This window comes from Trabulsiella odontotermitis (genome assembly GCF_001188485.1).
Taxonomy (GTDB): Bacteria; Pseudomonadota; Gammaproteobacteria; order Enterobacterales; family Enterobacteriaceae; genus Trabulsiella; species Trabulsiella odontotermitis_A.
The window spans coordinates 24,875-49,087 of record NZ_JNGH01000105.1; the positions used below are offsets into that span (position 1 = coordinate 24,875).

The 24,213-nt window shown below is 53.9% G+C and carries 15 protein-coding genes and 5 pseudogenes; 6 read left to right on the top strand and 14 right to left on the bottom strand.

Annotated features, from left to right (window positions below; genetic code table 11):
• From GM30_RS17790 to GM30_RS17800, 3 genes are all read right to left on the bottom strand, one after another.
• On the bottom strand, window positions 1-1,152 hold the full coding sequence (locus tag GM30_RS17790; protein WP_049849716.1) for a double-cubane-cluster-containing anaerobic reductase: 1,152 nt from the start codon (window positions 1,150-1,152) through the stop codon (window positions 1-3).
• Window positions 1,153-1,261: 109 nt separating this feature from the next.
• Window positions 1,262-1,501 carry a DUF2164 domain-containing protein gene (locus GM30_RS17795; RefSeq protein ID WP_049849717.1) on the bottom strand — a complete coding sequence of 80 codons (240 nt, stop codon included), beginning with the start codon at window positions 1,499-1,501 and terminating at the stop codon, window positions 1,262-1,264.
• 40 nt (window positions 1,502-1,541) lie between these two features.
• Complete coding sequence (locus GM30_RS17800) at window positions 1,542-2,468, bottom strand: LysR family transcriptional regulator (RefSeq protein ID WP_049849718.1); 927 nt, start codon at window positions 2,466-2,468, stop codon at window positions 1,542-1,544.
• 226 nt (window positions 2,469-2,694) lie between these two features.
• Here GM30_RS17800 and GM30_RS17805 point away from each other — a divergent pair, with 226 nt between their 5' ends.
• The gene (locus GM30_RS17805) at window positions 2,695-3,927 is read left to right on the top strand and encodes a dicarboxylate/amino acid:cation symporter (RefSeq protein WP_049849719.1); all 1,233 of its coding nucleotides are present in this window, start codon (window positions 2,695-2,697) and stop codon (window positions 3,925-3,927) included.
• 39 nt (window positions 3,928-3,966) lie between these two features.
• A pseudogene (gene metC / locus GM30_RS17810) lies at window positions 3,967-5,122 on the top strand (cystathionine beta-lyase).
• Here metC and mdtM read toward each other — a convergent pair.
• From mdtM to GM30_RS17850, 7 genes and pseudogenes are all read right to left on the bottom strand, one after another.
• Window positions 5,114-6,337 (bottom strand): annotated as a pseudogene (mdtM, locus tag GM30_RS24815) (multidrug efflux MFS transporter MdtM); the annotation flags it as partial. The pseudogenes metC and mdtM sit on opposite strands and share 9 nt — an antisense overlap.
• 68 nt (window positions 6,338-6,405) lie before the next feature.
• Window positions 6,406-7,686: a DUF445 domain-containing protein gene (locus GM30_RS17825; RefSeq protein WP_049849722.1), complete on the bottom strand. Its 1,281-nt coding sequence runs from the start codon at window positions 7,684-7,686 to the stop codon at window positions 6,406-6,408.
• A 51-nt stretch (window positions 7,687-7,737) separates the two neighbouring features.
• Window positions 7,738-8,267: pseudogene (locus GM30_RS17830) on the bottom strand (LysE family translocator).
• Between the two features lie 48 nt (window positions 8,268-8,315).
• Complete coding sequence (locus GM30_RS17835; RefSeq protein ID WP_049849723.1) at window positions 8,316-9,125, bottom strand: AraC family transcriptional regulator; 810 nt, start codon at window positions 9,123-9,125, stop codon at window positions 8,316-8,318.
• A 9-nt stretch (window positions 9,126-9,134) separates the two neighbouring features.
• Entirely contained in the window at window positions 9,135-10,091 is a 957-nt protein-coding gene (yjiA, locus tag GM30_RS17840) for a GTPase (RefSeq protein ID WP_049849724.1), read from the bottom strand.
• Window positions 10,092-10,101: 10 nt separating this feature from the next.
• On the bottom strand, window positions 10,102-10,305 hold the full coding sequence (locus GM30_RS17845; RefSeq protein WP_038155920.1) for a YbdD/YjiX family protein: 204 nt from the start codon (window positions 10,303-10,305) through the stop codon (window positions 10,102-10,104).
• A 96-nt stretch (window positions 10,306-10,401) separates the two neighbouring features.
• Window positions 10,402-12,555: a carbon starvation CstA family protein gene (locus GM30_RS17850; protein ID WP_049849725.1), complete on the bottom strand. Its 2,154-nt coding sequence runs from the start codon at window positions 12,553-12,555 to the stop codon at window positions 10,402-10,404.
• A 375-nt stretch (window positions 12,556-12,930) separates the two neighbouring features.
• Here GM30_RS17850 and GM30_RS17855 point away from each other — a divergent pair, with 375 nt between their 5' ends.
• The gene (locus GM30_RS17855) at window positions 12,931-13,782 is read left to right on the top strand and encodes a LysR family transcriptional regulator (protein WP_049849726.1); all 852 of its coding nucleotides are present in this window, start codon (window positions 12,931-12,933) and stop codon (window positions 13,780-13,782) included.
• A 734-nt stretch (window positions 13,783-14,516) separates the two neighbouring features.
• Here GM30_RS17855 and GM30_RS17865 read toward each other — a convergent pair.
• The 3 genes from GM30_RS17865 to GM30_RS17875 form a co-directional block, all read right to left on the bottom strand.
• Entirely contained in the window at window positions 14,517-15,710 is a 1,194-nt protein-coding gene (locus GM30_RS17865) for an RHS repeat-associated core domain-containing protein (RefSeq protein ID WP_049849728.1), read from the bottom strand.
• A 55-nt stretch (window positions 15,711-15,765) separates the two neighbouring features.
• Entirely contained in the window at window positions 15,766-19,644 is a 3,879-nt protein-coding gene (locus tag GM30_RS17870) for an RHS repeat domain-containing protein (protein WP_049849729.1), read from the bottom strand.
• Between the two features lie 67 nt (window positions 19,645-19,711).
• Window positions 19,712-21,004 (bottom strand): hypothetical protein, encoded by a 1,293-nt coding sequence (locus GM30_RS17875; protein ID WP_155484007.1) that lies wholly within the window; start codon window positions 21,002-21,004, stop codon window positions 19,712-19,714.
• Window positions 21,005-21,082: 78 nt separating this feature from the next.
• On the opposite strand from GM30_RS17875, the gene GM30_RS17880 reads away from it, so the two are divergent.
• The 3 genes and pseudogenes from GM30_RS17880 to tsr all read left to right on the top strand — a co-directional run bounded on the left by GM30_RS17880 (window position 21,083) and on the right by tsr (window position 23,666).
• Window positions 21,083-21,466, top strand: coding sequence for a putative holin (locus GM30_RS17880; protein WP_049849731.1), 384 nt, complete (start codon window positions 21,083-21,085; stop codon window positions 21,464-21,466).
• A 12-nt stretch (window positions 21,467-21,478) separates the two neighbouring features.
• Window positions 21,479-21,871 carry a M15 family metallopeptidase gene (locus GM30_RS17885; RefSeq protein WP_192901484.1) on the top strand — a complete coding sequence of 131 codons (393 nt, stop codon included), beginning with the start codon at window positions 21,479-21,481 and terminating at the stop codon, window positions 21,869-21,871.
• A gap of 141 nt (window positions 21,872-22,012) precedes the next feature.
• Window positions 22,013-23,666: pseudogene (gene tsr / locus GM30_RS17890) on the top strand (methyl-accepting chemotaxis protein).
• A gap of 35 nt (window positions 23,667-23,701) precedes the next feature.
• Here tsr and GM30_RS17895 read toward each other — a convergent pair.
• Window positions 23,702-24,206 (bottom strand): annotated as a pseudogene (locus tag GM30_RS17895) (GNAT family N-acetyltransferase).
• Between the last annotated feature and the right edge of the window lie 7 nt (window positions 24,207-24,213).

Consider the following 24,213-nt stretch of genomic DNA (forward strand, 5'->3'; position numbering starts at 1 on the left):
TTATAACATTTCAATGAACGCCGCGACGCGCGTGCTGAGCTGTCCGATATCGGACGTCGAGTAGTCCGTTTCGATCGCCATGTAAGGAATGTTGTGCTGCTGGCGGACGTGGCGCTTGATGGCCAGCGATTCTACGGCGTAGGTGTGACAGGCCTGCAGGATCACGTCGATCACGCCGTCGGCCTGATACTCTTCCACCATCTGGCTTAACAGCGTTAATCGCTGAGTATTCGGTGACAAACATGAGCAGCCGATGGCCAGATATTTATCCGCCAGCGCGTCCCAGACATCGCCCGTTTCCGCCACGTTACGCTCGGTGGCTTTGGCGCCGGTACAGTTTTCATAACCGACCACCCAGCCGCCGTTGTCCTCAATGGCGCGCACCACTTTTTCTGCCGCGCCGCCAATCGGGCAGCCGGTGATCAGAATGCGCGGGCGAGGGTCGAGCCGTTTCCCGGCCTGCCACTCGGCTTTCACCCGGGTGGTCATCGCGTTCAGTTCGGCAATCAACGCCTCCTTGTCAAAACGGAAGGTAGCGCCGTAAACCACTTTCAGCAGATCGACGCCGCTCAGTGCGGGGGGATTGAGCTGACCGAGACGATAGAAATCCGCCAGCGCGCGACGCTCGCGATTTTTCAGCACAATAGCGTCGCGTAATGCGGATTCGTCAATCGTGGTGCCAAAACGCGCTTCAACGGCCTGCTGCAGGCGGCGCATTTCCGCTTTCCACAAGGCGCGCGAGGCGGCATCGTCGGCGCTGTTGGGCAACTGCATGACGTGAACCGGCTTGAAATCCGCCATGTACTCGTACATTTTTTTCTTGCCATCGCAGGTGGTTTCGCCAACGACCAGATCGGAAAAGTAGAAGTAGGGGCATTTGTCGGTTTTGCCAAAGCCGTAGCTGCTTTTAATCAACGGGCAGAGGTTACGTGGCAAATCCTTTTCGGCTTCTTCGATGGTTTCGTCGGACGTCGAGCACAGCGAAACCACCACCGCGCCCGCCGCCATGGGGATCTCCTGCGGCATAAACGTGCAGTAGGTGCCGACCAGCGGAATACCGCGATCCTTCAGCTCCATGACGGTGAGAAAGCCTTTCTGGCGCGCTTCTGAGAATTGATCGAACAGGGCGGGTAATTCGGTGATAAGTGACATGCTTTTTCCTTCCCCGTAACACGGGAGATAATGAAAAGAGCATGCATTATAACCATAAACTATTTGTGGTTATGTTGATCTGCGATGGGATTCAGAGCACTGCAATACCTCAGAGGATTTTCTTCACATCCATTTCTTCCTGAATGCGTTCGTTCCACGCCATGTGCGTGCGGATGGCTTCATCAATGCCCGCATTGTAGAACGTTGGGCCGATCTCGGCGGCAATGAAATCGACGAAAAATTCGGCGTCAAACTGTTCCAGTTCAAGGTCAAAATGTTCTTCGCAATACGTTGCCAGCTTGTGGCGCAGCGCGTCGCGTTGTTCGCGTGTCAGGTTGATATCCGTCATGGTCTGGCTTTCCTGTTTTGCCATTGATTTATTTACGTTCTCACCCCGGTAGCCAGCTGTCCCATGCGGGGATCGATGCCAGTTCTTCCACCAGGAAATCGATAAACGCGCGCACCTTCGGGTTGCTGTATTTGCTGGGAAAATAGAGCGCGTACAACGCATGCGTTTCGCAGGTGATGTTGCCATCCAGCATCAGCGGGGTGATCTCCTCCTTCTGAATATGATCGCCAATCAGATAGGTGGGAAGATAGGCAACACCCTGATCTTCGAGTACCGATTTTAACAATACCAGACTGCTGTTCGCCTGGATGGGCATCCGTACTTTTAGCTGATGAAGCCGCTCCTGATCGTCCGGCACTTTGAGCACCGGCGTCAGGCCGGGGTACACGAGGCAATCATGATCGACGAGATCCACGCGTCGCTGCGGAATGCCTTTTTTGCGCAGATATCCTGGTGATGCGCAATACGCCCAGCGGATGGGGGCGAGTTTTCGCATGGCATAGTTTTGCGGTGGCGCCATGGAAATTCGCAGGGCGATATCATAATCCGCTTCATTCAGATTCACAAAATTGTCATTCAGATCAATATACAGATTCACGTCCGGGCAAATATTGCGAAATTTATCCACCAGATTCACCAGTCGCGCATAACCGAAGGCAATAGAGCAGGTAATACGTAATTCTCCCTGAGGATTCTGATAATAACCGGTGGTGGTATTCAGGGTTTCATCAAATTCTTTCAGTAATTTATTAGCACGATTAAAGAGATATTGCCCGGCGTCTGTCAACGTAATGCTTCTCGTTGTGCGTTTAATTAACGTTGTGCCAAGAATATCTTCCATTGCCGTCAGACTTTTACTCACCGCAGAGGGAGAAACATTTAATTGTGATGCGGCTTCAGATAATCCACCACAGTCGACAATCCTGACGAAAAATTCCAGATGCTTTAGCGAAATGGGGGTGCTCATTGTTTCCTTCCATTCACAAGTGATTTGCGAAAACGGTACGAATAGCCCGTTACAATCCCATTTGAAACATGCAACTATTGAATCACAGGAAATGAGTTCCTGACAAAATGAAAAGATGACAACGCCAGTGAAGTGCGTCACAAAATAAAATGAAGTCGCATCAGAGATAATAAAAATGTGAATGTTATCTCTGTTAATACTATTTAAATTAAAAAAGGTGCCTGTTATGTGGTCACGACTCGAACCCTACAGATCGTCTATTATTTTATTACTTGCTTTGATTGCTGGCGGCGTTCTGGGAATTTACGCGCCAACGTTTGCCGCAAAACTTCAACCCATAGGTCAAATTTTCCTTAACCTGTTATTTATGATCATCGTCCCGCTGGTGGGCATCAGCGTGATGTCATCCATTGCCAGAATGACTGACCTGAAACGGTTGGGTCGTATTATGGCGATTATTTTTATTGTTTCGATCGCCATGGCGCTTATTCCGGCAGCAGGGATTGTCGCACTCGCGTTGTGGTACAACCCGGCGCAAGGGGTGACGATCGACCTGTCGAAATCTGTTGAGGCGGGCAGTGGCAAGATGGATTTTGTCAGCATGATCACCACCCATGATTTCGTGGGGCTGTTCTCAAAAACCAACATTCTGGCGCTGATTGTGATGGCGATTATCGCGGGGATCGCGATTGGTCAGTCTGAAAACGCCGGTCAACGCATCGCCTCGCTGCTGGAAGATGCCAACACGGTGATCATGAAGATAGTTTCCATCATCATGACGGTTGCGCCAGTGGGGCTGGGCTGCTACTTCGCCGCAACGATGGCCAGCCAGGACTCCGGCATTCTGCTGACCTTTGCTCGCGCCATTATTCTGTTCATGGCGGCGACGGTGGTTTATTACATCCTCGGCTCCATTCTTTATTCCTGGATTGGCGGCGGCATGCCTGCGGTGAAAGCGTTCTGGCGTAATGCGATCCCCCCTTCGGTTACCGCGCTGGGAACCTGTTCTTCACTCGGTACGCTACCGGTCACTATTCGCGCCGGTAAAGCGATGGGCATCAACCCGGAAATCGTCGACGTTTCCCTGCCGCTGCTGGTGAACCTTAACAAGGGCGGCGTGGCGATGATTGCGGCGCTGAAAATCGTCTTTATCTACTCGGTGCTGGGCATGGAATTCACCACCGAGACCTTCTTCCTCACCATGCTGATTGCCGTGCTCTCCGCCATTATCGTCGGCGGTGTGCCTGGCGGCGCGTTCCTTGGTGAGATTTTCATCGTCACCACGCTGGGACTGCCGATGGAGACGATCCCGATGCTGGTGGTGCTGGGCACGATTACCGATGCGCCTGCCACGCTGATTAACGTGATTCACGACCTGAACGCGGCGCAGATTATCGAACGCTTCACCGGGAAAAAACAGCCCAGTACGGAAGCCACTCAGACGGCCGCGGCGTTATAAATTTCCCAAACGGATTAAAAGGATGTCACAGGAGACGTTATGAAAGATTCCATCAAGCTCGAAACGCAGTTAGTCATTGCCGGGCGCGATAAACGCTACACCCAGGGCGCGGTTAACCCGGTGATCCAGCGCGCTTCGTCGCTGGTGTTCGATTCGGTGAAAGAGAAGAAATTTGCGACCGCCAACCGGGCGAACGGGGAGCTGTTTTACGGTCGACGCGGCACTTATACTCACTTCGCTTTCCAGAAAGCGATGAGCGAACTGGAAGGGGGCGTCGGATGTGCGCTTTATCCGTGCGGTGCGGCGGCGGTAACCAATGCGATTCTGGCGTTTGTGGAGAGCGGCGATCATCTCCTCGTGACCGGCGCGGCGTATGAACCGACGCAGGATTTTTGCACGAAGATCCTCAGCAAATTCAAGGTGGAAACGACGTACTACGATCCAATGATTGGCACCGGCATTGTCGATCTTATTCGCCCCAATACCAAAGTAGTGTTTCTGGAATCGCCCAGCTCTATCACTATGGAAGTGCAGGATGTGCCGGGAATGGTGAAGGCGATCCGCGCGGTTAACCCGGACATTGTCATCATGATCGACAACACCTGGGCGGCGGGCGTGCTGTTTAAAGCGCTGGATTTCGGCGTCGACATTTCGATTCAGGCGGGGACGAAGTACACCATAGGCCATTCGGACGGGATGCTGGGCACGGCAGTGTCCAACGCCCGCTGTTGGGATCGCCTGCGTGAAAACTCCTACCTGATGGGCCAGACGCTGGATGCCGACACCGCCTACAACGGCAGCCCTGGCCNAGAGCAGCATCACCATCGCCGAATGGCTGATGAACCGCCCGGAAGTGGCACGGGTCAATCATCCGGCAGTGGCACAGTGCCCGGGGCATGAGTATTTCCAGCGCGACTTCTCCGGCAGTTCCGGGTTGTTCTCCTTCGTGCTGAAAAAACGCCTGAGCGATGAGCAACTGGCGCATTTCCTCGACAACTTCACGCTGTTCCACATGGCTTATTCCTGGGGCGGTTTTGAGTCGTTGATTCTGGCGAACCAGCCGGAAGAGCTGAATGAGATCCGTCCGGCGGGCAAGGTGGATTTCACCGGCACACTGGTCCGGGTGCATATCGGTCTGGAAGCGGTGGACGATCTGATTGCCGATCTGGAAGCCGGGTTCGCTCGTATCGGCTAAAAAAATGGCCCCGCACTNCCGGACGCGTCGCAACAACCCCGCCAGCGCAAACACCACCGCGAACCCCGCCACTACCGCCAGCAAATGGAACGGGATCCGGCCGCCGTTAAACCACAACCAGCGCGCGCCCTCAACACCCAGCGCCATGCCGGTCAGGATGATCATGTTCAGCGAGGCTGACACCGTGCCTTTCGGCAGGTCGTTTGAGAAGAGCGTAAAGCGGAACAGCGTCGGGAAAATCAGCCCGATGCCGAATGCATACAGGCTGGTGCCGGTGACCGACCACAGCCAGACGTGCGGCCACAGCAGATTCCCGACGATGAGCAAGATCAGCCCGAACAACTGGATGGGGATCGCCCGCCAGATGAACCGGGGTTCGGTGGGATCTTTCACGAACCGCGCCACGACCATATTCGCGACGATCACCGCGCCAAACACCGGCACCTGTGCCCAGGCGAACGCCGCGGTCGACATCCCCCCGGCGTCGATCAGGATCACCGGTGACACCGCCACCCAGGTCATCATCGGGATGTAACTCAGGGTGATTGCCGCCGCGCCGAGCTGGAAAACCCGGTTGCGAAAGACGTTACGGAAATCCCGCAGCACGCCGGACACGCTCAATGGCACCACGCCCCGCTGTACAGTTTCCGGCATTGCCAGCAGCAGGCCGAGCCAGCCCACAAAGCCAAGGAAGGCGATAATGCCAAACAGCGCTTTCCAGGGCATGAAGTGCATCAGCGCCGCGCCGGAGAGCGGGCCGATGACCGGCGCAATCAGCACGATGGAGGTAATTATCGCCATCAGCTTGATGCCCTTCGTCTGTCCGAACGCTTCCTGAATGGTCACGTAGCCAACGGTGGCGATAAAGCAGATGCTGGTGCCCTGTACGAACCGCGCCACCAGGAACTGTTCCATGGTGGTGGTAAACAGCGTGGCGGTGCAGGCGAGGGTAAAAATCAGCGCGCCGGTGATGAGTACCGGGCGACGACCAATCCTGTCTGAGAGCGGCCCGAGCAGCCATTGTAGCGCCATCCCGCCCGCCAGATAGAGGCTGACCGAAGCCGGCGCGAGACTGACATCGGCGTTAAAATCGCGAACCACGTGGATAATGCCCGGCTGGATCAAATCCGTCGTCAGATAAGCGGCGAAATCGTAAATAATCAACGCCATCGGAAAGAACAGCGTGGCGGCATGGCGACGAAAAAAAGACAACATCCGTTGCATAAAAATCGTACTCCTTGTGCGGAGAAAAACAGCTACTGCGAAATCCAGTCGCGGCTATTTTAGCCCACGGGCGCGGCAATCAGTGCCGGAATTTGTGACACCAGCCAGAGAATTAACCCAATGCTGCCACCGACCAGCGTGCCGTTGATGCGAATAAACTGCAAGTCTTTGCCGATGTTCAGTTCAATCTGCTGCGACATTTCGCGCGCGTCCCAGCTTTTGACCGTGTCGCTGATGTGACGGGTGAGGAACGCCGCGAAATCCGGCGCGGCGCGGCGGGCGGCTTGTTCCAGGTGTTCATTCAGCGAGGCGCGCAGTGCGCCATCGGCCACCAGCGTTTCGCCAAACCACTGCCCGGCCTCGGCAACGCGCTGCCGGACGCGGGAGTCTTCGGTGTGGAGATCGTCCTTCAGCCAGCGACGCAGATCGGCCCACAGCTCGCCAAGATAGCCGTTAAACGCCGCATCATTTTTCAGATAACGTTTGATGTCCTCGGCTCTGGCCGCCAGTTGCGGATCACTTTTCAGCGAGTCGACCAGCTTCAGCACCGCGCGGTCAAAAGCCTGACGAATCTGATGCGTACTGTCGACGGTCACGTCGTCCAGTAGCGTATCCACCGCCTCGGAGACCAGCTCGGCGCTGTGCTCGCCAAGCCATTCGGTGGGCAGGATTTTGGCCTTCAGCGGATGCTCGGTTTCCAGCCAGTGGACGATCTGTTTAGCGATAAAGCGCCGGGTACTGTCGCGATTGATCAGCACAATCAACTGAGCGATCAGTGCATCAAGTAGCGTCTGGTGGCGGTTGTCTTTGGTCATGCTTTCGAGCATCAGCGCGCTGGTACCGGTGAGATCCACTTTGTCGATGGCTTTATGCACCGCGCGTTTCAGCAAGCCCTGAATGCGCGCATCGTCGGTCATTTCCAGAAATCCGCCCATGACGTTGACCAGATGATGCCCCACTTTCTGCGCGTTCTGCGGCTGACTGAACCAGGCACCGATCATCATTGCCGGTTCGTGGCGCTGGATAAGCGTCACCAGCGATTGCGTATCGAGAAACTCTTCCTGCACGAAACGGCCGAGATTATCGGCAATCCGGTCTTTATTGCGCGGAATAATCGCCGTATGGCGGGAAATTAACGGGACAGGAATACGGCGGAATAGTGCCACTACCGCGAACCAGTCAGCCAGCGCGCCGACCATGGCCGCTTCCGACATCGCCTTGAGCGCGCCTACCCACCAGACCGGTGGCAGAAATAACGTCGTGATAAAAATCGCCGCGGCCACCAGCAGCAGCGACAGCGCCAGCCGTCGGGCGCGTTTGAGTTCAGCTAATTTATCCATCCGGTAAGCATAGAGCGCGACAGGCGATTTTTGTAGTTACGGCTTCGGTGTTCAGACCACAAACCGCCATAAAATCCAGCTGCCAAAGCCGATCAGGACCCCTCCCGCGATGCGTTCAATACCTCCGATATNAGCGTCACCTGCGGGCCGAGCAGGGCGGTCATCAGTGACAAATAAAACAGCGCGTTTTTAGGGTTCAGCAACGAAGAGCCCAGCCCGAGCAGCACCTGTTGCGGCAGCGACGGACAATGGCCCTGCACGTTATCCAGTTCCAGTGAGGGGGTGGCATAGCGAATCAGCTGCACGCCAATCCATAACAGATACGCCGCGCCGGCCAGTTCGATGACGGTGAACAACTGCGAAAACTGCCGCAGGGCGCTCCAGCCAAGAATGGCGAGCAGAATATAAAGACCGTTGCCCGCCGCGATGCCGATGCACAGCCCGAGGCTGCCACGCAGCCGGTAACGAATGGCGTAACCTGTCAGCAGGAAAAAATCCGGGCCGGGGCTGAGCAGGGCGACAAAATGCGACAGCGCCAGCGCGACAAACGCAGACGGAAACAGAACAGACAACGATTCCATGATGACCTCAGCGCGAATACCTGAGTTCACCTTAGGGCCCAGCGCGGATTAATTATTGTCTGATATTGATCTGCCGCGAGCGTATTGCCGGGGCGTGGCGGCGGTATAGCTGACGAAGGTTTTGTGAAAATGGCTCTGGTCGGCGAACCCGCTCTGGTAACCGACGTCGGCAATATCTTCACCTGCACGCAGGCGGGATTTGGCATATTCGATGCGGGCGATATTGAGAAACGCGCCGGGCGTGAGGCCGGTGTCCTGACGGAACAGGCGGATCAACGTCTCTTTGCGCAGGGCGAAGGTTTTTGCCAGCGCCTCCAGCGCCAGCGGTCGCTGGAGGTTCTCCAGCAGATGATCGCCGAGCTGGCGTGACGCGCGATGCACCGGCAGCGGCACAGAGGGAATCAACGGTAACGCCTGAAACAGCGCCTGTAATCGGGACGCCAGCATCGGCGACGGCGGCGCTGCCATCATTGCGACGATCTCCAGATAATGCGCAAACAGCGTGGTATCGCGGATCACCGGTTGGGCGATGGTGAGCTGCGAGGCCGCCGGGGCAAACTGCGCCAGACACCATGACGCGTCGAGAAAAAGCATATGATAGCTGCGCGGCTGCGACGCGACCGGGTTACAGCTGTGCGCCACCTGTGGTGGGATGACGATAATATCACCGGGCCGTAGCCGGTATTCCTGCCCGTCACATACGCAACAGGTTTCCCCGTCGACAATCGCCCCGATGGAAAGCCCGGCATGCTGATGGCGCTTATACGCCTGACGGCTCTGCTGCGTACTGCGCAGCTCCACCCATGGAAGGTGGGCAGGGCGCAGAAAACGCTGGTTGATATCGCGCGGGGAGGCCATGTGGGCGCCCTATTTTTTCAGACCGGCAAAGGCGGCGCGGATGTCCGCTTCCGGCAACTGCACGCCGATAAACACCAGCGTACTGTGGGGTGGTTCGTCGCCCCACGGGCGATCCCAGTCGGCGCTGTACAGGCGCTGCACGCCCTGGAACAGCAGGCGGTTCGGCTCGCCGTCAATCCACAGCATGCCTTTGTAGCGCAGCAGTTTATCGGCAAACGACAGCAGCAGATTTTCCATCACCCGCGACACGTCGCTGATACCGACCGGGTAATCCAGTTCAACGACGATAGAGGCGATGTCGTTTTGCTTGTCGGCGATAAAGTGGAAGCGCGGCGTCGGCTGCACTACGTTCTCCTCCAGCATAAAGCCGTTGGTGTCGAACAGCTGCGCGAGGTCGATATCGCCGTGCGTCACGGTGTACACCGGCGCGCGGGCGTTGATGCGCGCAATGCGTTCGCGCAGTTTTTCACTCTCACCGGCGACGTCGGTTTTGGTCAGCAGAATGCGATCCGCATAGCCGATCTGCGATTGGGCAAGGGTGAACTGGTTCATTTGAACGTCCGCATGAACGGCATCCACCAGCGCGATCACGCCATCCAGCAGGTAGCGCTGACACAGGATTTCATGCGAGAAAAAGGTCTGAATGATCGGCCCGGGATCGGCCATGCCGGTGCACTCGATCACCAGCCGGTCGAAGTGGATGTCGCCGCGATCGAGGCTGTCGAGCAGATCCAGCAGCGCGTCTTCCAGTTCGTTGGAGCGACTGCAGCAAATGCAGCCGTTGGTCAGGGTTTTGATCTGCGTGGCGCGATCGCCGATAAGCTGATCGTCCACTGACACTTCGCCAAATTCGTTTTCGATAACGGCGATTTTATAGCCGTGCTGCTCGTTGAGGATATGGCGCAACAGCGTGGTTTTGCCTGCTCCGAGAAAGCCGGTGAGCAGGGTGACTGCAACAGGTGTCATGGTCTCTCCTTTAGCAACAGCGTACGCCGCCTTCTCCACTTCCGCCGTAGCGCGCTTCCTGACGCTCGCGGAAAAATTCACTGTAGGTCATGTACGGCTTGTCCGGATGGTTGGTTTTCATGTGCTCGACGTAGTTGTCGTAATCCGGAATGCCAATCAGCATTTTCGCCGCCTGGCCGAGATATTTTTTGGCTTCGCCTAAGTTACCAAACATTTTGCTTTCCAGATAGAAAAAGCCCGGTGGCGCTACGCTTACCGGGCCTACGCAGACTTCGTAGGGCGGGTAAGCGCAGCGCCACCCGCCATGTTTTTAATGATGAGAAGAGGTTTTCACGCCGCCTTCCGGAACCGGCACGTACGGGGTTTCTTTATCCGTACGTCCTTCGGCGTTACGCACTTTCATCCAGGTTTTGATGCCGTAGAAAATGATGCTGTACACCACCACTAGGAACAGAATGCTCAGGCCCGCGTTGGTGTAGTTGTTCACCACGATGTGGTTCATGTTAGCAATTTCCTGCGGGGTCAGACCTGCGCCGCCCGCCGCAATCTTCGCTTTGTACTGGTTAGCCATGAAGAAGAAACCTTCCAGCGACGGGTTGGCGCTGAACAGTTTCAGACCCAGCGCCCAGGTGGTGCAGAGCAGCAGCCACAGCGCTGGCACTACGGTCACCCAGACGTATTTGGTGCGTTTCATCTTCACGAGTACGACGGTACCGAGCACCAGCGCCACCGCAGCCAGCATCTGGTTAGAGATACCGAACAGCGGCCACAGGCTCTTCACGCCGCCCAGCGGATCGACCACGCCCTGATACAGCAGGTAGCCCCACAGGCCAACACAACCTGCCGTGCCCAGCACGCCAGCGACCAGCGAGTCGGTTTTCTTCAGGAACGGGACGAAGTTGCCGAGCAGATCCTGCAGCATAAAGCGGCCAGCACGGGTACCGGCGTCCAGCGCGGTAAGAATAAACAGCGCTTCAAACAGAATACCGAAGTGATACCAGAAGCCCATGTCCGCCCACGGCAGCACTTTGTGGAACACATGCGCGATACCGACGGCCAGCGTTGGCGCGCCACCCGCACGGTTGAGGACGGACGGTTCGCCGATGTCCTTCGCGGTCTGCATGATCTGCTCAGGCGAGATCACGAAGCCCCAGGAGCTGACGGTGGCGGCGGCATGAACACTGACGTCTTTGAGCTGCGCCATGATCATCGCCGCATTTTCGCCACCCATTTCATGCAGGTTCGGCATGGTAATGCCGAGGCCCGCAGGCGGGGTGTTCATCGCGAAATAGAGACCCGGTTCGATGATCGACGCGGCGACCAGCGCCATGATGGCGACGAAAGATTCCATCAGCATTGCGCCGTAACCAATCAGGCGTGCATCTTTTTCGTTCGCCAGCAGTTTCGGCGTGGTGCCGGAGGCGATCAGCGCGTGGAAGCCAGACACGGCGCCACAGGCGATGGTGATAAACAGGAACGGGAACAGCGCACCTTTCCACAGCGGGCCGGTACCGTCGATGTACTGCGTTACCGCAGGCATTTTCAGATCCGGATTGAGGAACACGATGCCGAGCGCCAGACCGACGATAACGCCGATTTTCAGGAAGGTGGCGAGGTAGTCGCGCGGTGCCAGAATCAGCCATACCGGCAGCAGGGCGGAGACAAACGCGTAGCCAACCAGCGCGAAGGTGATGGTGGTGTCTTTAAAGGTCAGCGCCGGGCCCCAGTACGGGTCGTGCGCAATCACGCCGCCGAACCAGATAGAGGCCACCAGCAGCACAATACCAATCACCGACACTTCACCCACGCGGCCCGGACGGATAAAGCGCATGTAGATGCCCATGAACAGCGCAATCGGTACGGTCGAGCAGACGGTAAACACGCCCCACGGACTTTCGGCCAGCGCTTTCACCACGATCAACGCCAGCACCGCGAGGATGATGATCATGATCAGGAAGCAGCCGAACAGGGCAATCGAGCCAGGCACGCGGCCCATCTCTTCTTTGACCATTTCACCCAGAGAAGAACCGTTACGGCGCGAGGAGATAAACAGCACCATAAAGTCCTGCACTGCGCCCGCGAGCACCACGCCCGCCAGCAGCCACAGGGTGCCAGGCAGGTAGCCCATTTGCGCCGCCAGTACCGGACCCACCAGCGGGCCAGCGCCAGCGATGGCCGCGAAGTGGTGGCCAAACAGCACGTAACGGTTGGTCGGCACGTAGTTCAGGCCATCGTTGTTAATCACCGCCGGGGTGGCGCGGGTAGGGTCGAGCTTCATCACCTTTTGAGCGATGTACAGACTGTAGTAGCGATATGCCACCAGATAAACAGATACCGAGGCGACGACAATCCACAGCGCGCTGACGTGCTCGCCGCGGCGTAGCGCCACGACGGACAAACAAATAGCGCCGATGATCCCGAGGATGGCCCAGGGTACGTGCTTAAGAAATTTTTTCGTATCCATAGTGAGACCTGGTTTTTATAAGTGAAAATTGGATCAGTACTTGTTGTTGGGGAGGTAGTGACGGTAATGCAGGGGCGATCTTGCCAGAGAGAAAAGCCGTTACCGGTGGGGAAAAGGGTAAGTGGTCGTATGGCGTATTAAGCGGTTGTGTTTATCAGTAAGCGGTTAGGTAAAATCTTAAGGTGGTCTTATTTCGTGATGCTCGTCACGTATTGTAACGATGGCCGTTCAGGCAGGAAATAGTTTATTTGATTTTTATCAATGTCGACACTTTTCATAAAGTGAACAACTTTGTCTCTTTTTTAGCACATTGTTGAAAGTGAATCGGTGTCTTATATTGTATTGAGATGATAAACAGGAATTAAAGAGCGACCTATGGGATATCTGTTGTCGAAAAAAATGCGTTATTTTATGGTGACGATGGAGTTAAGAAATTTCGCGAAAGCAGCAGAAGCCCTGTGCATTACGCGATCGCCGCTGAGTAAAGTCATTTGTGAACTGGAGGATTATCTCGGTGGCATTTTGTTCAAGAGAAAATACAACGAGTTAGAGCCCACAGAACTGGCGCATGAATATTATAATAAATTTCGTTCGGTTTATACCCAGTTAATGGATCTGGAAAGTGAGATTCAGAATAAAGAAACGGCGAAAGAGCTGTTGATTTTATTCGACGTCACGTTCCCGGAACTGGTTTTTAAACATATCGCGATGGTGATTGAATCTTCTGGCCTGAAAGTGCGCTGTGAACGGGGAGTCGTTGACCCGGCCGATATCGACAACCTTCGTTATAATTCAAATTGCATTGTTTTCTCGCTGCGCGATATTTCGCTCTCCTACGCTGTGCAGCGGGATGAGTGGTTCAGCGGCAACCTGGTGCTGCTGGCACCGAAAGGGCAGAGACCGGACAACGAGATAAAGCTGTTTGTCTGGAAAGATGCCAATGTGCATTACTCAAAACAAATCTTCAAAAACCTGCTGGCGGATAAGTACAAAAACGTGGAGTTTATTGAGCATAACTGGGAGTTTCTCAGCGTGTTGTACAACATTCACTCAGGAAAAGGCTGCAGCATCATGACGGAGAAATTCGCTACCTTGTTTAAAGTCGATGGCGTTGATGTTATTCCACTAAAAAATGTGAACTTAAAAATTCGTGCCTATCACTGCTTAAAACCAGAGTATGCCAGTGAGAAAGAGAAAATCAAAGGCATACTCAACGCATTTATTTAACCGAATCGTTTATATCACTCATTGACCATCAGACAATGCAGAAGAGGATTCAGATAACTCTTCTGCCCGTTCTCAAATTCATAGACAAAGTTGATCCTGGTATCATAGGCCGGAATGGAGACGAGTTGGTTATTTTCAAGTTTGAAAATGAATGCCAGGACGTCCCTGTCCAGATCGTGGCCTGAAATGTCCAGAAACAGACCGAAATACTGATTGTTAATGAAGATCTTCTTGTTTATGGCGAGAGAGATTGCGCTTGTTTCATAATATTCTGAAATTGAAATCATCGTTTTCTATATCCAGTAATTATTATTAGAACGGCAGGGGAATTGTAGCATAACCTGTTGATTATGATCGATTTTTAAGTGTCTTTTGCTCCGTTACATGTAACTCATTGAAAAAGATCAAATTATTTATATTAACTTAAGTATTATGGCTGCTTTATTTAACAGCAATGCTTAACGTTGTGTTTGTGAGTGGCTTCATGAAAATGGAGAAGAGCAGAATTGCAGATTTTCATAACCCTATGAAGAGCATGAAAATTTAGTTGGCATCAGGTTGGTGGATGGATAACGTCCCTCTCGATGTACCGTTAAGGGTTATCGTTAAGGCGTTTTGTTAAAGGGAAAAAGCATCAGGTTTATAAAATCCCGTCAGAAAATGACCGGAAATGAATAATGCGTCTGTTCATTTCCGGTCTCGGGTTATAATTCGCGCTGACTTTTTATTTACCTTTATCTAATGGGATTGACAAAACCCCTCCCCTTCGCTGGATTAAAAGCCAACGTGCTACCGTTAAAACCGCCAGGTAGACGATGCGTATGGATGAAGTCAAAACCGACCCAGCTCTGAAAATGGACACCTTGTTGTGCCGTGAACGTTAAGTTGGAACTATCGTTCACTCTGTGGAAAATTTCAGCGATATCATCCATATGGAGACCGTTGCTTCCTCGCTGCAGCCACGCCTCGTGGACCATGGCCTGCCGGCTGGTAGACGTTTTGGCAACATCTGTCGCATTATCAAAATCCCTCAGTGCCTTCAGCATGTTCTGCTTGATGTCAGATCGAACGGCCCGGCGCAACCGGGGGCGAAGGCTCTCTTCTAAGGCTCCGCTGTATTCTGACCCTGATATCGCCCGGAAAAAGCTGCGCGTTGACGTCGAGTCGAGCTGCGAGAAGATGGCATCATAGGCGGGTGCGGGTAAATTCGTGATGCTGGCCGACGGCCCGACGCGTGTTTCAGCCAGAGTTTCACCCACGTATTCTGTTAATTCATAGCTCATCAGTTCAGGGGCAGGGACTCGTTTTGCTTTGCGACACAGCCCCTGTACTTTGTCACGGATTTTCGGGGCGATAATCTCTGCAGCACCAAAGGTCGCCGCGAGGCCCAGGCCCATTGATGCCCAGCCTAACGCTTTCGACACATCCGGATGACCGGTTGCACGCGTGATGCCAGACGCTACGCCGGTGGCGAGCGATAACCCTGCTTCAACGCCCGTTTCGATCGCCGAAACCGTCGCGACTGAGGCACTTAATGCTTCGGCCTGGGCGGCTTTGATGCCAAGCCGAATACCAATACTGAGCACTTTACGTATCAGCCATGTGATAAGCCCATGACCACTGGGGTCGGTACCGTTGATCGGATCTCCTTCGCAGTAGGCGTAAGGGTTGATACCACCAATGCCGAAGGGGCTTTCGCTGTCCGGACAGGTGAAGCGGCGCAGTACCGGACTGTAAGCGCGATAGCCGTTGCCGAGATGGGTGACGCCAGAAACGGGGTCGGCGCGTTCGCCATTAAAACCGGGTAAGGAGGATGATTGACGGGGCGTTGCACCAAAGGGGCTCCAGGCCGACGTGCTCAGTACGCCACTGTTCAGTGAAAGGTGTGGGCTACCGTGACGGTCGGTGCCGTTAAGGATTAAAGACATGGAATTTTCCTCAAAGAAAAGGCCCCGGTAAAAACCGGAGCCTGTGCTTATTTTCTTAATTTAACGTTTCGTCACTGACCGCTGAGGCACCCCATGCGCCGGGAATATAACGGGTGTTTTTGTTATTTTCCGGACACACTTCGTTCATCAGGCGGTTGCCGAGGTAATACAGTTGACGGGTTTCGTTGTTGTTCAGCTTTTGCCACACCAGCTGATCGAACGCGTCATAACCGTAGGTGCTGCTGCCACCGTTGCCGCTGATGCTTACCAGGCGTCCTGACTCGTCGTAGGAGAGCGTGCGGCCCGCCTCGTCTTTGATCATTCTGCCGTTCGCGTCGTAGGCCAGTGAGATATTGGCCGGGTAAACGCTGGTCAGCGTGTGGGTGATGGACGTCAGTTGGCACGGATCGTTAGCATTGTCGTAGTGATACGTGCAGGTATCCTGCTGACCGTTGCTTAACGCTGTGACACAACTGGTGATATTGCTGTACACATCCAGCACAAAATCAAGCTGTGTGTAAGGCTGCCCGTAACCGTCTACCGGTAGTTCGCTGCCGCTACAGGTTTGTTTGACCAGTCGGTTGCGCTCATCATAGAAGAAGTTTTCCGTGCGCAGCGTTCTGGCACCCAGGCGAACCGTTCTGCTTTGTAACTGGTTATTGACGTAGTACGTCTGCGCAATCGTCATTTTTTCGCCGGTATTCGGCGCGATCTCGCGCATTGTTTCCCGACCAAACTCATCCAGCGTCAGCGTGGTGGACATTGAATCCGTACTGTGCAGCGATTTGACCATCTGATTCGTCACGCGGCCCGCAGTATCACGCCCCAAAATAACCTGCACCTGCGGATCGGTAATTGAGGTCACACGGCCATACTGATCATAAGCCATGGTCGTGGTGTTACCGGCCACATCGGTGTAGGTCAGCGGTTTACCCTGTAGCGTCCAGGTGTATTTCGCCTGGCGGGAAGTCCCCTGATTGCTCATCGATTCCTGCTGCAGCCCACCGGACGGCAACCAACTGTAACTGCTGCTCTGGCTACCGTTTTCCCCCGCGGTCAGCAGACGTCCCGTGGTGTTTTCATAGGTGAAATTCTGCGTAACCTTGCTCCCTGACAGGGTTTTCAGCGCATTCCCCAGTTGTTTGATATAGCTGTAGCTCTGCTGCTGATTTGCGGCGTTGGTGGTGGTATCCGGCACGGTGTTGACGCCAGAATAGCTCGCTTTTTCCGTACGACCACCGCAGGTGAACTGCGTTTTACGCCCCAGGCCGTCAAAGGTTTGCGAGCCCATCACGCGGCCATTCAGTGAAACTGTCGTCTGCAACGCCTCGTGGGTGAACGGCGCGTAAGTCCATGATTGCACCGCACCGCCCGGCAGGGTTTTACTGCTGACGCGATCGAACGGATCGTAGGTATACGTGGTCACCCGGTTCAGCGGATCGATCTCTTTGCGCACACGTCCCAGACCGTCATATTCCTTCTGCGTGGCGGCATAGGCATTGCCGTTTTTATCCAGCAGGGTTTCTTTCACCGGCAGGTTACGGCTGTCAACGTCCACGCGCGACGCGCCTAACAGCACCCGACCGTCTGACGAGAGCAACTGGGTCTTTTTATTGCGGTTTACCGGATCCCAGACGGCGGAAACACTCTGACCGCTGGAGTATTTACTTTTAATGATCTGCCCCCAGTCATCAAACTGCCCCTGGGTCGTCACGCTGAAGCTGGCGGATGCTTTGTTTGGATCGGCGAAATCGCTTTCGACGATCTCTTTCTGACGGCCCCAGGCATCCCAGAACTGTTGAACCACGGTACGCCAGTCGTTCGGTTTCCCGGCATCCTGAAGATTACGCCACTGCTGGAACGGACGGCCCATACCGTCATACAGCGTTTGCAGACTATTGCCTTTAGGATCGGTATGCGTGGTGGTGATACCGGTGACATTGCTGCCTGAGGTGGCCAGAACGTATTGCCATGTCTCTTTTGACTCATACTCGGTACCCGGGTTTGCGGTTTGCGTCAGCGGGCGGCCAAGGCGGTCATAGGTCATTTTCACCACATTCCCCAGTTCATCGGTTGATGTCATCAACTGGTTAGTGAAGCGTGAGCGGCACTCCGAGATAACAGTGGCGATATTGTCATGGCTGGTGAGCTTTTGCGTCTCGGTAATGGTGCTGTTATCCCGCGCCCAGGTGTAGTCGAGCTGCTGGGTATAGCCATTGCCGCTGTTGTCAAAAATGGTCGCTTTCTGCTGTAACGGGCGGCCAAAGTTCATCGAGCCAGTGTTTTCGTCATACGACACCACGCGGGTGAGCAAATTCTGGCTTGAAGAGGCCACATCGGACGCTTTATGGGTTTCCTGCGCAGGCAGGACAGCGATAGACACTGGCATGCCGCTGCGGGTTGCCACCGATTTATAGCGATACAGCGTCGTGCGCGTCGGCACGGCATAGCCGTTAATAGCAGGAGGCGTGACAACCTGACGTTTCATCCAGCGGACAAAACCGTTCGGATCCGCCGGGCAGCCGGTGGTCTGATCGCTACTGGTGCTTTCGCCCTGAGCACTGTAAAACTCGCTGGTGGTCACGGTGCTGTAGGCGGCGACATTGCCATTATCGTCACAAAGATCGATCTGCTTTGTCAGGTTGCCGTTGGTATCGTACTCGTAGCTGGTGTTTTGCTTAAAGGTCGCGCCATTCAGGCTCCAGCTCTCGCTCTGACGTTTCGGGAACTGAAACTGCGACGGCAGGGCGTCGAAGTTTTTGTAGGGGTAATCATCCAGATAGTATTTCATTTCTACCAGATGACGTGTCGCACCCTGCAGGGTCTCTGTGGATTTCAGCAGATGATAGTTGTCGTAGATGTAGGTGGTTTTGATGGTGTTACCGCCGTCGGTGCCAGACTGGGTGGCATAGGTACGGTAGGTGTAGTTCGGATCGACAGAACCGTACATGAAATCAGAATCTTTGTTCCAGCCGCTGCCGTAGTTATAGCCGTAGCCCAGGTAGTTCGGGAATGCGGTAGAGGCATCGCTGCCATTTTCGGTGGCAGAGTACTGGGTCACCATATCCGGCTGACCCTGGCCTGGAGACACCGTAAGCTGTGTTACAGCAGGCAGTGGCGCAAGCCCGGCAGACTGCGGAAAACGCATCAGACCCGTTTTGGTATTGTAATTGTAGACGGCAGTTTTGGTCAGACCGGTTGGCGTTTTAATCGTGGTCAGTGTCAGCAGACCGCCGCCCATGCCGACGTCTGTGTAGGTGAATGTCCACGGGGCGTTGCTGCCCAGTTCAGAATGGATGATGGAGTTCAGATAGCCATTAAACATGTTCAGCGTGATAGTGAAGCTTTCTGGCTGGCCAGGGTAGAACGTCAATGTGGTTCGATCGGTCGTGTACGACATCGAGCAATAGGTGACGCCATCGTCATCGACGATAGACTGCAACACCAGCCCCATGTTGGAGTTGCCCCACTTCAGCGTCATCATGCGTCCCAGCGGGGTGGCGATTTTTTCCGGGTAGAAGATACCGTTGCCCAGAATATCCGTCAGGAAGGAGACCGTGCCATTGCGTTCGGTAACGCGGTAATGTTTGCTGTCGACGCGAACAAAGTTCACCGTCTGAATTTTCTGTTGTTTGATAACCGGCGCGGAACCAGAGTCGTTCACTTTATAGCTTTCACCGGAACTGAGCATCAGGTCGCCGCTGGATTTCGCATACAGCGTCAGGTTATACGCCATGCCTTTGCCCAGCGCCCAATAGTTTTTATCGGTTGCCGGGTTGTAGCCAACGGTAATGCCAAACTCCGGCCCCATGCCGTTATTGACATTAATACTGGAAAACGTGCAGTTAAAGCTGAATAAACGCGTACGCGGATCAACGTCTGATGAGCCGGAGCTAATAAAATTTGGCGTTTGTGTGGTATAGGACTGGGTCATGATATTACCTTTAAGAAACAGGAATGCGTGATTTGCAGCCTGAAATTATTCAGGCTGCGCGAGAACGTTATTGACCGAAAGGAGGAACGTTACCGTCCAGCGTTGGCCAGACCATATGCCAGCATGGCTCGCCATAATTAATAGCAACGTCAACAGTAGTTTCATTGCCAAACTGATCGTGTGTTATAAAATGCGCGGTCGGGCGTTGAACACGATGGTTAGAATCACGATCATCGAAATCGATTGTTGTACAGAAGAAGACAATCTCATGGGCTTTTTGGGTATAACCTTCAATTCGGAAATTGCCATAATAAGAGCCATCTTTTGGATCTGGCCATTGATAAACATAGGCATCAACGGAATACCATTTTTCACCCAGCCCGTAATCCAGTGTTGGACAGAAACATTGCGTTGTGTTCTGCCATTTCGGGCCATCGCTTTGATACATATCTAAGGCCAGGCAGGTGATCCCTTTTTGCGTTTTCCGCCATGACTGCGGGGTTAAACTAAAATCCTGAATGTTGAAATAAGAATCCTCGATTGTCATGCGATAAACATCGACAAAGGGATCTTCATGTCCCCAGCTGCTGTTATCGAAAACATTGTAATACGGCTGTGATGTGTTCTTCACGATTTTGTGTTTGTTAGTCCGTTGCGAAAGGCAATGTACTTTAATATACCCTTTCTGATAATAATCACTATTAGCAGACATATCATTGGAAATAACATTGCCATATTTGTCCGTATAGGTCAGTTTTGCGGAAATTTCTTCACTGGCAATATTGGGGTTTTTTGCAGTGTTGCTGGAAAAATAGTATTCGAAGGTGTATTGAAAGTTGTTGGCCTTCAAATTTGCTTGCAGTGCTGAATGGTTTGGCTCGTAAACCTCACAATAAGATCCAGCGTTACCTGCAACCAGGTACTTAATGCTACCGCCGTCTTTGTTACTGACCAACGTCAACGCGTTTTTCACTTCATCAACCGACGGTAATTCAGTGCCGTCATAATTCAGACCAAGAGAAATACCCACGGTCACTTTAATCTGGTGGCGACTGTTTACGAACAGCCATGCTTCAGAGCCATCAGTGCTTGATGCACAGGGTTCAGTCCAGATCTGAAATTTAGAAACTCCACTTACATCATTCCACGACATGATAATACCTCGTTTTAAATTAATGAACGTTGATTGCATTTCACGAACCGTTCGTGAATGAGACTGAGTATAGGGAGACGCAATGATGCTGATTGCCTGGCTTTTAGCCAAAGCTGCGCAAAAAAGAGAAACTTTTATTTTTCCCGTTTTAATAACCAGCCGAAGAAATGAAGCGAAAAGAGTTAACTGTGTCTGCTTTTTAGTCACTCTGCATTTCTGCTGAAAATTAGAATTTCCTTAAGCACGAAAGGTTGCTCATTTTTATTTCATTCTTTGAGGTGGTTTATGGTCAGTGAAGAAAGTGTGCTGGCGGCGTTGTCGCTGGTTGAGAAATATGTTGTGCAGACCGAGGTCACGACCTTTAAAAGTCCGCACATTATTATGGCGGCGCTCGCCGGCAGTATTGTTTTTACCGTCACGGCGAAAGACTTTAATACGAAAGCCCGCCTCGCGTTATTTACCGCATCTTTTATTGTCGGCGTCTTGTCTGCCCATTTCGTGGCCGGACTGTCATGCGCCCTGCTTCAGGATTTCCTGAAAATTACCGTCGATGTGCCCGACACCATCGGCGCCTTAATTGGCTCGGTGGTATCCGTCCGTCTTTTGAGTTTTTTCTGTGAAAAACCTGAAAAGACCACATCCATTTTTGATCTATTGAAACGTAAATAAATTATTGAGGTTATTATGCAAAGCTTTAAATTTAGCGAAAGAAGTGAAAAGAATCTGCGCGGTGTTCACCCGGACCTGGTGGCAATTTGCCAGAAAGCGCTGGATCTGACGTTAATTGATTTCGGGATTACCGAAGGTCTTCGCACCATCGAAAAACAGAAAGAGATGGTGAGAACCGGTAAATCGCAGACCATGAACAGCCGTCATCTGACCGGCCATGCGATTGATGTTTTCGCCTATCCGACGCCAGCGGGCTCCTGGGATTTTGCCGATTATGAGCTGATCTCCAACGCCTTTAAGCAAGCGGCGAAAAGTCTCGGGCACAGCATCGAATGGGGCGGCGACTGGAAAACCCTGAAAGACGGCCCACATTTTCAGTTAACCTGGAGTGAATACCCTGCCTGATCCCAGCGATCGCCTCTCTCTCCTGCCTGGAGAAAGAGGCGTCCTGTCTTCTCCTTCCCCGCATTTCCAGCACGAATTCCCGTAAAGTTTTTCTTCCTCAGGCCGAAAATACCGTCATCTGTCAAAAGGAAAGAGAAAAACATGTTAAACCGTATCAGGATTGTCACCAGTCTCGTGCTGGTGCTTATGTTATTTGGACTTTTGCAACTGACGTCGGGCGGGCTGTTCTTTAACGCGCTCAAGCACGACAAAGAAAACTTCACCGTGTTGCAGACCATTCGCCAGCAGCAGTCAACGCTGAACGCCAGCTGGGTCGCGCTGCTGCAGACCCGTAATACGCTGAACCGCGCAGGCATCCGCTACATGATGGATCAGAGCAATATCGGCAGTGGCGCAACCGTAGCCGATCTGATGCAGATCGCCTCAAAATCGCTGGTGGAAGCGGAAAAACGTTGGGCCGAGTATGAAGCCCTGCCGCGCGACCCGCGTCAAAGCGACGCTGCCGCGCTGGAAATTAAACGTAATTACGACATTTACCACGGCGCGCTGGCGGAGCTTATTCAGCTGTTGGGCGCAGGCAAGATCAACGAGTTTTTTGATCAGCCGACCCAGGGCTACCAGGACGGCTTTGAAAAACAGTACGTTAACTACCTGACGCAGAACGATCATTTGTATGAAATCGCGGTTAACGACAGCAGCAGCTCCTATTCCCAGGCGATCTGGGTGCTGATCAGCGTAATGATCGTGGTATTTGCGGTGATCGCAGCGGTCTGGCTGGGCATTCATAAAGCGCTGCTTGGCCCGTTGAACCGTCTGATCGGCAGCATTCGTCATATCGCCAGCGGCGATCTGGTGAAGCGCATTGATGTGGAAGGCACCAACGAAATGGGGCAACTGGCGGATTCTCTGCGTCACATGCAGAGCGAGCTGGTACGCACCGTGGGTGAAGTGCGTAACGGTGCTGACGCGATTTACAGCGGTGCCAGTGAAATTTCGATGGGCAACAACGATCTCTCTTCACGTACCGAAGAGCAGGCCGCGTCGCTGGAAGAAACCGCTGCGAGCATGGAACAGCTGACCGCGACCGTGAAACAGAACGCCGAAAACGCCCGTCAGGCCAGCAATCTGGCGCTGAGCGCGTCCGAAACGGCGCAGAAGGGCGGCAAAGTGGTCGACAATGTGGTGCAGACCATGCGCGACATCGCTGGCAGTTCGCAGAAAATCGCTGACATTATCAGCGTGATCGACGGTATTGCTTTCCAGACCAACATTCTGGCGCTCAACGCGGCGGTGGAAGCGGCGCGTGCCGGTGAACAGGGCCGTGGTTTTGCGGTTGTAGCCGGTGAAGTACGTAACCTTGCGCAGCGCAGTGCCCAGGCGGCGCGTGAGATCAAGAGCCTGATTGAAGATTCCGTCAGCCGTGTGGACGTGGGTTCTACGCTGGTGGAAAGCGCGGGCGAAACCATGGATGAGATCGTGAATGCGGTTACCCGCGTGACGGACATCATGGGTGAAATCGCGTCGGCGTCCGACGAGCAGAGCCGTGGCATCGACCAGGTCGGTCTGGCCGTGGCGGAGATGGATCGCGTCACGCAGCAGAACGCCTCGCTGGTGGAAGAATCTGCCGCCGCCGCCGCTGCGCTGGAAGAGCAGGCCAGCCGTCTGACGCAGGCCGTGGCGGGGGTTCATTCACCAGCAGGCGAAACAGAATACGCTGGCAAAAACGCTTCCGGCACCAGCACCGCTGAAAAAAGTGGCGGTAACGGATAACGGCGACAGCTGGGAATCCTTCTGATTGACTGATACCCGGCGGTGTTTTGTACGCCGGGTTTACCCTTCACGGCGCATGGCGCACCGCGATTCTCGCGGCAACCCATGCGCCGTTTCTTTATCGCGTTTCGCCAAGTGTCTCAAAACCCTGCTTTGCGTAGAATGGCGCATTCCACGGCACGTCGCGAAACGTGGTCAGCGTTAACGCCGGATAACCCTTTTTCCGTGCGTACTCGCTGATGAACTGCAGAAAGCGGCGACCGATGCCTTTTCCCTGCCATGCCTGATGCAGCGAAATTTCCGCGATAAACAGCGCATCATCGAGCGGCTCCGTCAGTAAAAAACCGATGGGCTGTTGCTGATGCACCGCCACCCAGCTTTGGCCGCGCTCGGCAAACTGGCGATGCGTTGTCTCGCTAACGATGTCATCCTGCGCTATCCAGGCCAGCGACGGTATAGCCAGGAACGCCTGCGCCGCCGATCGCTCGATAGCAGGAAGCGCAGGGACATCGTCGTTTTGCGTACGGCGAAACAGTATCGCGTCCTGAAAGGTGTTAGTTTTCATCGCGTAA

What these genes read in the sequence shown, in the direction of transcription:
- GM30_RS17800 (WP_049849718.1), bottom strand. Translation starts at nt 2,468, where the DNA reads ATGAGCACCCCCATTTCGCTAAAGCATCTGGAATTTTTCGTCAGGATT.
- GM30_RS17805 (WP_049849719.1), top strand. Translation starts at nt 2,695, where the DNA reads ATGTGGTCACGACTCGAACCCTACAGATCGTCTATTATTTTATTACTT.
- GM30_RS17865 (WP_049849728.1), bottom strand. Translation starts at nt 15,710, where the DNA reads ATGTCTTTAATCCTTAACGGCACCGACCGTCACGGTAGCCCACACCTT.
- GM30_RS17835 (WP_049849723.1), bottom strand. Translation starts at nt 9,125, where the DNA reads ATGGCCTCCCCGCGCGATATCAACCAGCGTTTTCTGCGCCCTGCCCAC.
- GM30_RS17790 (WP_049849716.1), bottom strand. Translation starts at nt 1,152, where the DNA reads ATGTCACTTATCACCGAATTACCCGCCCTGTTCGATCAATTCTCAGAA.
- GM30_RS17795 (WP_049849717.1), bottom strand. Translation starts at nt 1,501, where the DNA reads ATGACGGATATCAACCTGACACGCGAACAACGCGACGCGCTGCGCCAC.
- GM30_RS17850 (WP_049849725.1), bottom strand. Translation starts at nt 12,555, where the DNA reads ATGGATACGAAAAAATTTCTTAAGCACGTACCCTGGGCCATCCTCGGG.
- GM30_RS17855 (WP_049849726.1), top strand. Translation starts at nt 12,931, where the DNA reads ATGGGATATCTGTTGTCGAAAAAAATGCGTTATTTTATGGTGACGATG.
- GM30_RS17845 (WP_038155920.1), bottom strand. Translation starts at nt 10,305, where the DNA reads ATGTTTGGTAACTTAGGCGAAGCCAAAAAATATCTCGGCCAGGCGGCG.
- GM30_RS17870 (WP_049849729.1), bottom strand. Translation starts at nt 19,644, where the DNA reads ATGACCCAGTCCTATACCACACAAACGCCAAATTTTATTAGCTCCGGC.
- GM30_RS17880 (WP_049849731.1), top strand. Translation starts at nt 21,083, where the DNA reads ATGGTCAGTGAAGAAAGTGTGCTGGCGGCGTTGTCGCTGGTTGAGAAA.
- GM30_RS17825 (WP_049849722.1), bottom strand. Translation starts at nt 7,686, where the DNA reads ATGGATAAATTAGCTGAACTCAAACGCGCCCGACGGCTGGCGCTGTCG.
- yjiA (WP_049849724.1), bottom strand. Translation starts at nt 10,091, where the DNA reads ATGACACCTGTTGCAGTCACCCTGCTCACCGGCTTTCTCGGAGCAGGC.